Origin of the sequence: Microbacterium sp. ISL-103, assembly GCF_018613995.1 — a bacterium.
Lineage (GTDB): Bacteria > Actinomycetota > Actinomycetes > Actinomycetales > Microbacteriaceae > Microbacterium.
On sequence record NZ_JAGGPD010000172.1, the window covers coordinates 1 to 10674 of the forward strand.

The window sequence follows — 10674 nt, forward strand, 5'->3', positions numbered from 1 at the left end:
CGACGAGTGCGCCGACGATCGCGCCACCGAGATGCGCCTGCCAGGCGATGCCGCCGATGATGAAGCCGAAGACGAAGTTGATCCCGAGGATCACCAGGAGTCCGGTGACGTTCGCGCCGATGTGCCGACCGATGATCAGCAAGGCGGCCATCAGTCCGAAGATCGCGCCCGAGGCGCCGACGGTGAACGTGCCCGGCGCGATGACGGCGAAGGCGAAGGAGCCGCCGAGACCGCTGATCAGATACAGCGAGAGGAAGCGGACTCGGCCGAGCATCGGCTCGAGACTCTGCCCGAGCAGCCACAACGCGAGCATGTTCAACGCGAGATGGATGAATCCCCCGTGGGCGAAGACAGCGGTGAGCAGTCGCCACGGTTCGAAGGGGAACACGGTCAGGTTCGGGTACAGGTACAGCGCGTTGAACCGGAGGGCATCCGTCAGGACGTCCCCGATTCCGGGGATCATCTGCACGAGGCCGATGAACGACGTGACAGCGAGCAGCACGTACGTGACGATCGGCTTGCCGCTGCGCACGGTGGCCGTCGCCGTGTTGCGGCCGCCCCACCGTCGTTCGGCGCGCTTCTGGGCGGGAGTGCGGTTCTTGCGCTCTGCCGCCATGCACTCGGGGCAGATCACCCCGACGGCCGCCTGCGTCTGGCATTCGGGGCAGATGGTGCGCAGGCACCGCTGGCAGAGCACGAAGCTCTGCCGATCCGGATGCCGGTAGCAGAAGTTGTCGCGGTTGTCCGCGAACTCAGGCGTCGTCATCCGGATCGGCCAGCGTCGACGTCAGGCCGCGACGATGTCGATCGACTGCAGCACGACGGGCTCGATCGGGCGGTCGCCCGCAGCCGTCGGCACGGCGGCGATAGCGTCGACGACGGCCTTGGAGGCGTCATCGGCGACCTCACCGAAGATCGTGTGCTTGCCCTGGAGCCAGGGGGTGGGGTCGGTCGTGATGAAGAACTGCGAGCCGTTGGTGCCCTCGGGCTTGCCCGTGATGGCGTTGCGACGCAGACCCGCGTTCGCCATGGCGAGGATGTAGGGCTCGTTGAAGTTGAGCTCCATGTTGATCTCGTCGTCGAAGTTGTAGCCGGGGCCGCCGACGCCCTGTCCGAGCGGGTCGCCGCCCTGGATCATGAAGTTCGGGATGATGCGGTGGAAGACGACATCCTTGTAGAGAGCGCCCTCGCCCGGCTTGCCGGTGGCGGGGTGCGTCCACTCCTGGGTGCCGTCGGCCAGACCGACGAAGTTCTTGACCGTCTTCGGAGCGTGGTCGCCGAAGAGGTTGATGACGATGTCACCGTGGTTGGTGTGCAGTGTTGCGACATGAGAAGCGTGAGCCATACGTCCATTCTCGCAGAGCTTCCCATGAGTTGGCCCTCGCCTAGCGCTGTTGTCGCTCCGACGCAAGGGTTCGGCGATTCCCTCCCCCCATCCAGGGTCGCGTGGCAAGATGGGGAATCCGTACTCCAATCGACAGGAGAGCATCGTGAGCATCAGCCGCAAGCGGAAGAAGGAACTGCGTCGTCTTCAGGCCGACGCCAACCAGCTCTGGGAGAACCAGCAGGTACTCGTCGGGCACGCCGCCGACGTGGCGCGCGAAGCCGGCCGCCAGCTCGGCCACTTCGGTCGCGAGCAGGTGGGTCCTGTCGTACAGGACACCTACAACCGTCGCCTCGCCCCGGTCGTCGACCGCAGCGTCCGCTTCGGACACCACGTGGTGGATGACAAGGTCGTCCCGATCGTCGGCGGAGTCGTCGGCACCGCGCTCACCGCGTGGGACGTCGCCAATGCCAAGCGCGAAGGCGTAGTGAAGAAGGTGCGCAAGGCCACCAAGCCCGAGCCCAAGGGCCCCGGCGTCGGCTCGGTCATCGCCATCATCCTCGGTGCCGCCGCAGCTGTGGGCGTGCTCTACGCCGCATGGCAGGCACTGCGCGCCGACGACGAGCTCTGGGTCGCCGACGACCCGCTGTCTGCTCCCAACGCGTGACCTCGACCACGGAGCCCCCGGCCGCTGAGCCGGGGGATCTCCATGCTCGGGTGAAGGATGCCGCGGCGTCGCGCGGCCTCGACATCGAGATCCTCGAGCGGCCGGCCGCACGCAGTCTCTTCGAGGCCGCCGAGCTGCTCGGCATCCTTCCCTCCGGAATCGTGAAGACGCTCGTCGTCAAGCGTTCCGATGACACCTACCTCTTCGCGCTCGTCCCCGGCGGTCGGTCGATCTCCTGGCCGAAGCTCCGAGCGGTGGTCGGTGTCAACAAGCTGCGTCTTCCCGAGCCCGAGCTGGCCCTCGCCGCCACCGGGTACGAGCGCGGAACCATCGTGCCGATCGGCAGCACCACCGACTGGCCGGTGTTCGCCGACGAGTCGATCGTCGGCCAGCGGATCGCGATGGGCGCCGGGGCGCACGGCTACAGCCTCTTCGTCGAGGCCGACGATCTCATCGCCGCGTACGGCGCGACCGTCGCCGACATCTCGGTGCCCGAAGAACCGCGAGACTGAGCGGCAGCGGCGTCGGTTCCCTCAGAGGATGCCCGCCATGCGCAGCGCGATGTCGACCAGCTTCACCCTCTGCAGCTCTTTCACGGCGTCGAGGGTGAACCACTCCGCCATGTCCGTCGATCCGTCGGTCTCGAAGCGCAGCCGGCCGCCGCTGACCGAGGCCCGATAGACGATGCGCAGGGTGTGCAGTGGCTCGTCGGACTTGTTCACCCGCTGGCTGGCAGGGATCACGCGCGAGTGAATGCCGAGCAGCTCACCGACCTTGACCGAGTAGCCGGTCTCCTCTCGCAGCTCCCGACGCACCGCGTCTTCCGGCGCCTCGCCCGCCTCGAGGCCGCCTCCGGGCATGGTCCACGCGACGCGGCGCCCCTCGATCCAACGCGCGAGAAGTATGCGCCCGTCGTCATCGGTGACGACTGCGTATGCCGCGACACGCATGTCCATGGATTCACCATAACGGCACCGGCTCTGCCTCATCGCTCATGTGTCGGGCGACGGCAGAGCACGACGAATCGATCACGAATCAAGAAGCACAGCAGGATGCCGCATCCGTAGTGTGAGGTTGACCGCAGATCCCCCCCGAAAGGAGTCGGCCATGGCTGACACAGAGAAGAACTTCAGTGCCGAAGAACGCGAGGCCATGAAGGAGGCTGCCGCCGACAAGCGCAAGTCCCGCTCGCGGGCGAAGAAGACGCCTGAGGAAGTGCGCGCCGAGGGTGTCGCCGACCTCGAGGCAGCGGTGGCGAAGCTTCCTGACGAGAAGGATCGTGAACTCTCGAAGGCCCTGCACGAACTCGTCACCGAGGTCGCCCCCGAGCTGATACCGCGCACCTATTACGGCATGCCGGCATGGGGCAAGGACGGAAAGGTGCTCTGCTTCTTCCAGCCGGCGAGCAAGTTCAAGGTGCGCTACGGGACCTTCGGCTTCGAGCCGATCTCGAACCTCGACGACGGCACCATGTGGCCGACCGCCTACGCCCTGCTCGATCTCTCGGCCGCGAACCGCACGCTGCTCACCGAGCGCATCCGTCTCGCTGTGAGCTGAGTCGACGTTCCTGCGGCGGGGCATGCGCAGTAGCGTGGATGCCGTGAGCACACTGCCGTTCCCCGCATCCGTCTACTCCGCCCGACTCGAGCGTGCGGCGGCTCTCGCCGCCGACGCCGGCCTCGACGGGATCGTGGTGGGCCCGGGACCCGATCTGCAGTATCTGGTCGGCGTCGAAGGCGACACGATCGAGAGACTGACGGCACTGGTTCTCGGCCCTGGTCTGGCTCCCACGGTCGTCGTGCCGCGAATGGAGCTGGCGAAGGTCAGGTCCACCGCCGTGGGTCAACTCGGCCTCGCCGTCTCGGACTGGGTCGACGGCGAGAACGCCTACGACCTCGTCGCCCACGCCATGGGTTCGGCCGCCCGCATCGGAGTCTCCGACGCGCTGCCGGCGCTGCACGTCATCCCTCTCGCCGATCGACTCGACGTGCGCGTCGAACTCGCGACACCGGTGCTTCGCGAGAGCCGCATGATCAAGGATGCCGACGAGGTCGCTGAGCTTCGCCGAGCGGGTGCCGCGATCGACGCCGTGCACCGGCGCGTGCCCGAGTGGCTGCGCGCCGGGCGCAGCGAGCGCGAGGTGGCGGCTGACATCGCCGAGGCCATCGTCGCCGAAGGCCATCGCACCGTCGAGTTCGTGATCGTCGGCTCGGGCCCCAACGGCGCCGATCCGCACCACGAGGTCTCGGACCGTGTCATCGATGACGGCGACGTCGTGGTCGTCGACATCGGCGGCGCCGTGCCCAGCGGATACAACTCCGACAGCACCCGCACCTACGTCGTCGGCACTCCCGCCGATCTGGCCGCCGAACGCATCGCCGTGCTCGTGCTCGCGCAGCAGGCCGCCGTCGACGCCGTGCGTCCCGGCGTCACAGCGGAAGATGTCGACGCTGCCGCTCGACGTGTGCTGGCAGACGCCGGCCTCGGCGAGGCCTTCCTGCACCGCACGGGCCACGGCATCGGCGTCTCGGTGCACGAAGAGCCCTACATCGCTCCCGGCAACGACCTGGTACTGCGTGAGGGCATGGCCTTCAGCATCGAACCGGGCATCTACTTCGCGGGAGAATGGGGCGCCCGTATCGAAGACATCGTCGTGGTGACGGCCGACGGGTGCGAACGTCTCAATGTGGCGCCTCACGAGCTGCGCTCTGTCTGACAGCCTTCACTCCCCAACGCGTGGGAGGAGATCTCCCCGACGGAGGAGGATCTCGCGCGATCTGTCCTCCCCCCCGGTGGTTCTCCGCCCGACCGACGCCTCTTCGCGCAGCGGTCAAGCCCCTTTGTCAGCTGTGAGGGCTGCCCCAGACTCGACGCATGGCATCCGCAGAGGGCGACCGCACCGATGGCGCCGCCGGCCCGCAGAAGACGGCCGACGGCCATCACGTCGTGATCGAGGGGCGCAAGTGGCGTGCGACCGACCCGACGATCCCCGAAGCGTTCCGCCAGGAACTCGTCGACGAGCTGATGGCCGCGCGCAGAGCCGTGAAGGCTCAGGATGCCGACGCTCGGCGCCGAGTGCAGGATGCGAAGACGGCCCTCGGTGAGCGCGGGGCACCATGGTGGGAGGAGCACGGCGGCGAGGCCTTCGACGAGCGGATCGCGGCGACGCTGCGTGCGCTCACCCGGAAACGGGCGGAGTCGTCGATCTGCCCGAGCGACGTCGCCCGCACGGTGGGTGGTGACACCTGGCGTCCTCTGATGCCCGAGGTCCGGCGCGTGGCAGCAGAACTCGCCGACCGCGACGAGATCGTGGTCACTCAGAAGGGCGAGCCGGTGAGCATCCGTAAGGCGAGGGGACCGGTGCGGATCATCCGCGGCCCGAAGCTCTGATCAGAGCGCGTCGTAGTACCCGCTGTAGGGGAAGTCGACATCGCCGGTGTCACGAGGGTCGTACGCCACGTTCGAGACGCTGATCGTCACCTGGGTGGTCGGCGTGATGAGCACGCTGATCGCCTTGTTGCCGACCACGACCATGTCGACGAATGTTCCTCCGGTCTTCGTCGCATCCTCGATGCGTCGTCGGATGCCCTCGACATCCTGGTCCTGCGCGAGCAGGAACCGGGAGCCATCGAAGACTATCTCGGTCTGGATCATCGTCTCCCCGTCGCTCATGCGTGCACGCTACGCGTTCACAAAAGATGTGTGAAGGGGGGTTGAAAAGTGGGCGGACTCCTGAGAGGGCCTCGCGACACCGAGGCTGATCAGCCCTTGCGGACCGACGGATGCATGCCCTGCGCGAGTTGTTAACAGGGTTGTTAACACCTGTGGAGGAATCCGGCAGGACCTGGTCGAAGGCGGTCGTCTCAGCGATCAGGATGTCGGAGGGGAGAAACGAGAAGGCCCCGCACGAGGCGGGGCCTTCTCGAACTGTCTCAACACAGTGTGGAGCCTAGGAGATTCGAACTCCTGACATCCTGCTTGCAAAGCAGGCGCTCTACCAACTGAGCTAAGGCCCCGTGAGGGAATTTGTTTAGTTGAGGAGTGGGCCCACCAGGACTTGAACCTGGGACCTCTTCATTATCAGTGAAGCGCTCTAACCGCCTGAGCTATGGGCCCGTCAACCTCCGAAACTTTACCGGAGATTCTCGCAAATACCCAATCGAGGGCGGGGACCCCACGGATCCCCGCCCTCGACCGCGATCACCGACCCGGTCGGATCGTCACGCTGCCTGCCGAGAGAGAGACGTCGATCGCGTTCCTCGTGTCGGAGGACTGGTCGACCTTCGCATCCAGCGACCCGGCACTGACGTCCTGGACGATCGAGTACGACTCGTCCGGAACCGTGAGGTCGACGGATCCCGCGCTCACGTCGATCGTGGTCTGTGAGGGCGCACGGCCCGTCAGCTCGACGTTGAGGTCTCCGGCCGCGACAGTGAGATCTGCGTCGTCGACGCCGTCGAGAGTGGCGTCTGCACGCCCGGCACTCATGTCGATTGTCAGACTGCTCGCCGACCCCTCGACATCGAGCGCACCCGCGTTGACGGTGACGTCGAGGGCACCGAAGTCGCCGACCACGTCGAGGCTGCCGGCATCGAGGGTGAGTTCGGCGTCCAGTGCCGCGTCACGCAGATCCTCGGGAAGCGTCAGCACGGCGGATTGGTCGTCACCGAACCAGCCGCCGAACCACCACCCGAAGCGGAACTCGGGGCTCCGGACCACCAGTTCATCGCCGTCGCGCTCCAGCGTCCACGCCGGACCTCGGGAGTTCGTGACAGCGAGCTCAGCCTCCTCGACGTCGCCGAACTCGATGCGCATGTTGCCGGCATCCACGTCGAGGTCGATCCCCTCGAGCCCCGAGGCATCCTCGGTCTGCACCGAATCACTGCCCTCGGTCGACGACGCGAGCAGGGTGCCGGTGGCGGCGAACGCCGCTGATCCTCCCGTACCCAGAAGCGCGAAGCCACCCACGACCGCAGTCACGATCATGACCGCGGTCTTGCCCGACGAGCGTCCCGCGTCAGCGGGCCGGTCGTCGACCGGTGCCTGCGCCTCTGCAGCGCCCTGGCCCTCGGGTTCCGACGCCGGTGGGGGAGTGAACGGGGTGTGCCCGCCCTGGTGGTCGTCGTTCGTGGTCATCGTCCCACTCCTGTCTGTCCGGTCGGCGTCGCGCCGCCCGTGTTCTCGATGTGTGCGAGGGCGGCCAGCACGCGACGGTTGCCCGATTCGCCCTGCTCGAAGCCCAGCTTCTGGAAGATCGCGGTGATGTGCTTCTCGACACTGGCCTCCGAGAGGAAGAGCAGCCCGGCGATGGCCTGATTCGACTTGCCCTCGGCGATCAGGGCGAGCACGGTGCGCTCGCGTTCGGTCAGGCGCTGCATCCGGTCGTCCCGATTGCGTCGGGTGAGCAGCTGCGCGACGACCTCGGGGTCGAGCACCGTCGCGCCCTCGGAGATCCGCTGCACCGAGGCGAGGAACTCCGACACGTCGGCGACCCGATCCTTTAGCAGGTAGCCCAGGGGCCCTCCCTGGGCGGCGATGAGGTCTGAGGCATACCGCTCCTCGACGTACTGCGAGAGCACGAGCAGCGGAAGTGCCGGGTGGGTGTCGCGCAGCCCGAGAGCCGCGCGGATCCCCTCATCGGTGAAGGTCGGAGGAAGTCGCACGTCGAGGATGCAGAGTTCGGGATCGGTCTCGGCCACGGCTTCGGCCAGACCCTGCGTGTCGGGCAGCGCCGCGACCACACTGTGGCCGGCGTCTTCGAGCAGTCGCACGAGTCCTTCGCGCAGCAGTACGGAGTCTTCGCAGATCAGGATGCGCATGGCACGTTCACCTCCAGGCTGGTAGGTCCGCCCACGGGGCTCTCGAGGCGGAAGGTGCCGCCGGCCGCGAGGATGCGGTTGGCGATGCCATCGAGACCGCCGCCGGGCTGCACCTGCGCGCCTCCCATGCCGTTGTCTTCGACCCGGGCCCACAGCACTCCGCCGTCACGCAGTCGCACGGTGACTCTGGCCTCGCTGGCGCGGGAGTGCTTGGCGGCGTTGGTGAGCGACTCGGCGATCGAGAAGTACACGGCGGCCTCGGCCTCGCGGCTGCACCGGCCGTCCATGCGCACATCGAGACTCACGGGGATGTGCGAGCGCCCGGCCAGAGCCGACAGTGCGGCATCGAGACCGCGATCGTCGAGCACCGAGGCATGGATGCCTCTGGCCAACTGTCGCAGCTCGGTGATCGCGGCCTTCGTCGAGGTGTGTGCCTCGGCGATCAGCTCTTTGGCGGCATCCGGGTCATTGTCGATCTTCTGCTGCGCAAGGCCCAGGGTCATCCCGACCGAGACCAGACGGGGCTGGACCCCGTCGTGCAGATCGCGTTCGATGCGGGTGCGCTCGACGTCGGCGGCGCGCACCGCACCCTCGCGCTGAGCGGTGCTGGTGCGAACGCGCTCGGTCAGCTCGGTCTCGCGACTGCGGATCACGATCGACAGCGAGAGCACACGGTGCAGAAGAGCGAGACCGATCATGCCGGCGAGGCAGGCGGCGATCCCGAGGATGCCGATGACCGGCGCCCACGCGGTGTCGATTCCGCCTCCGCCGAACGGCCCCATCACGGCATCCGTGCCGGTGAGAGGGGCGAACGAGATCACGATCGACCACACCAGGCCGTAGGCCAGACGCAGCACGACCCAGCCGAGCACTGCGGTGATCGCGAAGTTCGCGAGAGCGCGCCACATGCGGCCGTCGATCGCCTGGTGGCCGAGCGCGCGCAGCCAGCCGACGAAGCCGGGTCGATCACGCGGACGCCACCGGAGCGGCGCGATCGGCGTCTTGTAGAGAGCGCTCACGCGGGCGACCTCGAACCAGCCGACGCCGAACAGCGCGTAGACGAGCCCGACGAGCAGGACGACCCCGATGCCGGCGGCGAAGAGCAGGCCGAGGCCTGTGCCGAGAAGTCCCGAGAGAGTCGCGAAGATGAAGCCGCCGATGACCCCGATGCCTGCCAGATGCAGGATCGAGAGGAAGAGCCGAAGCGGTGGCTTCGGGCCCGTCGCCTGTGGTGGCGTGGCTGTCTGAGTGGTCATGGTTCCAAGGTACGGCGGAGCCGATCGCGCCGACACCGAGCCAGCCAGACACCCGGCTTCCGGTTTTCCCTACTCCTCACGAACGCAGAAGAGGGGCGGATGCATTTCGCATCCGCCCCTCTTCCGAAACCGGTCGGTCAGTTCGACATGAATCCGACGAGCAGCCCGCCCGTCACCTTGACGGCGACGTTGTAGATGCCGGCGACGACCGCGCCGAGCACCGTGAAGACGATCAGGTTGAGGATCGACACGACGGCGGCGAACGCCATCACCTGCGGAAGGCCGGCGACCTCGGAGATGATCACGGAGTCATCGGTGATCTGCCCGATGAACGCGTCGGCCTGGGAGAGGATCCCGGTCGCCTGCAGCACGAGGTAGATCAGGAAGAACGAGACCATGGTCACGATCGCGAGCGCGACCGCGCCGAGGAACGAGAGCTTCACGGCCGACCAGAAGTCGACGTAGACGAGGCGCAGGCGCACCTGCTTGCCACTGGTCTTGCGCGTGGACTTCTTCGCCAGCTTGTCGGCTACTGTGCTCATGCGTCTGCTTCCTCAGGGTTCTCGGTCGTCTCGGGGGCGGTGGTCTCGGAATCCACCTCCGCCTCATCCGATTCGTCTTCCTCGGTGAGGCCCCGCTCACCATTGCGGGCGATGGCGAGGATCCGGTCGGCTTCCGTCGTCCGTGCGAACACCACTCCCATGGTGTCGCGGCCCTTTGCGGGCACCTCGGCCACGGCAGAGCGTACCACCTTGCCGCTGGACAGAACCACCAAGACCTCGTCGTCGGATGCGACCATCAGACCGCCCGCGAGAGTGCCTCGATCGTCGTTCAACTTGGCGACCTTGATGCCGAATCCGCCGCGTCCCTGGACGCGGTATTCCTCGATCGCGGTGCGCTTGGCGTAGCCGCCGTCGGTGACCACGAAGACGAACTGACCGGGTGCCGCGACGGATGCCGACAGCAGGCTGTCGCCCTCGCGGAACTTCATGCCCTTCACACCCGCCGTCGCGCGTCCCATCGGGCGCAGCGCCTCATCGGTCGCGCTGAATCGCACCGACATGCCCCGGCGGCTGATGAGCAGGATGTCGTCCTCGGCGTTCACCATGAGCGCCGAGACGAGCTCGTCCTCGTCGTTCAGACGGATCGCGATGACGCCGCCCTGACGGTTCGTGTCGTAGGCGTCGAGACGCGTCTTCTTCACGAGACCGTCGTGAGTGGCCAGCACCAGGTAGTCGGCGACCGCATAGTCGCGGATGTCGAGCACCTGTGCGATGTTCTCGTCGGGCTGCAGAGCGAGCAGGTTCGCGACGTGCGTGCCCTTCGCGTCGCGCCCGGCCTCGGGGACCTCGTAGGTCTTCGAGCGGTAGACCCGCCCCTTGTCGGTGAAGAACAGCAGCCAGTGGTGCGTCGTCGTGACGAAGAAGTGCTCGACGATGTCGTCGGCCCGCAGCTGGGCGCCCTTGATGCCCTTGCCGCCGCGGTGCTGCGACCGGTAGTTGTCGCGGCCCGTGCGCTTGCTGTACCCGGCGCGGGTGATGGTGACGACCATCGCCTCTTCGGCCATGAGGTCTCCCATCGGTACGTCGCCGTCGAACCCGTGCCGGA

General features: G+C 67.2%; 14 protein-coding genes and 2 tRNA genes. 5 read left to right on the plus strand and 11 right to left on the minus strand.

What is annotated here, in order from left to right:
• Together J7E68_RS07120 and J7E68_RS07125 are read right to left on the minus strand one after the other, a co-directional pair.
• The coding region (locus tag J7E68_RS07120) for a rhomboid family intramembrane serine protease (RefSeq protein ID WP_215171200.1) at positions 1–766 on the minus strand (766 nt) is incomplete at its 3' end.
• A gap of 21 nt (positions 767–787) precedes the next feature.
• On the minus strand, positions 788–1345 hold the full coding sequence (locus J7E68_RS07125; RefSeq protein ID WP_215171201.1) for a peptidylprolyl isomerase: 558 nt from the start codon (positions 1343–1345) through the stop codon (positions 788–790).
• A 145-nt stretch (positions 1346–1490) separates the two neighbouring features.
• Here J7E68_RS07125 and J7E68_RS07130 point away from each other — a divergent pair, with 145 nt between their 5' ends.
• Positions 1491–1991: a DNA helicase gene (locus tag J7E68_RS07130; RefSeq protein WP_215171203.1), complete on the plus strand. Its 501-nt coding sequence runs from the start codon at positions 1491–1493 to the stop codon at positions 1989–1991.
• Positions 1992–2074: 83 nt separating this feature from the next.
• Positions 2075–2503, plus strand: a complete 429-nt coding sequence (locus tag J7E68_RS07135) for an aminoacyl-tRNA deacylase (protein ID WP_396652491.1) — start codon at positions 2075–2077, stop codon at positions 2501–2503.
• A gap of 21 nt (positions 2504–2524) precedes the next feature.
• On the opposite strand, the gene J7E68_RS07140 is transcribed toward J7E68_RS07135, so the two are convergent.
• Complete coding sequence (locus J7E68_RS07140; RefSeq protein ID WP_215171205.1) at positions 2525–2947, minus strand: NUDIX hydrolase; 423 nt, start codon at positions 2945–2947, stop codon at positions 2525–2527.
• Positions 2948–3098: 151 nt separating this feature from the next.
• On the opposite strand from J7E68_RS07140, the gene J7E68_RS07145 reads away from it, so the two are divergent.
• From J7E68_RS07145 to J7E68_RS07155, 3 genes are all read left to right on the plus strand, one after another.
• Entirely contained in the window at positions 3099–3548 is a 450-nt protein-coding gene (locus J7E68_RS07145) for a DUF1801 domain-containing protein (RefSeq protein WP_215171207.1), read from the plus strand.
• A 43-nt stretch (positions 3549–3591) separates the two neighbouring features.
• Positions 3592–4707, plus strand: a complete 1116-nt coding sequence (locus J7E68_RS07150; protein ID WP_215171209.1) for a Xaa-Pro peptidase family protein — start codon at positions 3592–3594, stop codon at positions 4705–4707.
• Positions 4708–4865: 158 nt separating this feature from the next.
• Complete coding sequence (locus J7E68_RS07155; RefSeq protein ID WP_215171211.1) at positions 4866–5381, plus strand: DUF3253 domain-containing protein; 516 nt, start codon at positions 4866–4868, stop codon at positions 5379–5381.
• Here the strand turns inward: J7E68_RS07155 and J7E68_RS07160 are convergent, their stop codons facing one another.
• The 8 genes from J7E68_RS07160 to J7E68_RS07195 form a co-directional block, all read right to left on the minus strand.
• Positions 5382–5663, minus strand: a complete 282-nt coding sequence (locus tag J7E68_RS07160) for a hypothetical protein (protein ID WP_215171212.1) — start codon at positions 5661–5663, stop codon at positions 5382–5384.
• A gap of 271 nt (positions 5664–5934) precedes the next feature.
• Positions 5935–6007 (minus strand) — tRNA-Ala (locus tag J7E68_RS07165).
• 26 nt (positions 6008–6033) lie between these two features.
• Positions 6034–6107: transfer RNA gene (locus tag J7E68_RS07170), tRNA-Ile, on the minus strand.
• A gap of 84 nt (positions 6108–6191) precedes the next feature.
• Entirely contained in the window at positions 6192–7127 is a 936-nt protein-coding gene (locus J7E68_RS07175) for a DUF4097 family beta strand repeat-containing protein (RefSeq protein ID WP_215171220.1), read from the minus strand.
• Positions 7124–7810, minus strand: coding sequence for a response regulator transcription factor (locus tag J7E68_RS07180; RefSeq protein WP_215171222.1), 687 nt, complete (start codon positions 7808–7810; stop codon positions 7124–7126). The genes J7E68_RS07175 and J7E68_RS07180 overlap by 4 nt, the downstream gene beginning before the upstream one ends.
• Entirely contained in the window at positions 7798–9066 is a 1269-nt protein-coding gene (locus J7E68_RS07185) for a sensor histidine kinase (protein ID WP_215171224.1), read from the minus strand. The genes J7E68_RS07180 and J7E68_RS07185 overlap by 13 nt, the downstream gene beginning before the upstream one ends.
• A gap of 137 nt (positions 9067–9203) precedes the next feature.
• Positions 9204–9608 carry a DUF3566 domain-containing protein gene (locus J7E68_RS07190; protein WP_215171231.1) on the minus strand — a complete coding sequence of 135 codons (405 nt, stop codon included), beginning with the start codon at positions 9606–9608 and terminating at the stop codon, positions 9204–9206.
• Positions 9605–10674: DNA gyrase C-terminal beta-propeller domain-containing protein (locus J7E68_RS07195; protein WP_285224928.1), on the minus strand; the 1070-nt coding region annotated here is incomplete at its 5' end. The genes J7E68_RS07190 and J7E68_RS07195, both read right to left, overlap by 4 nt.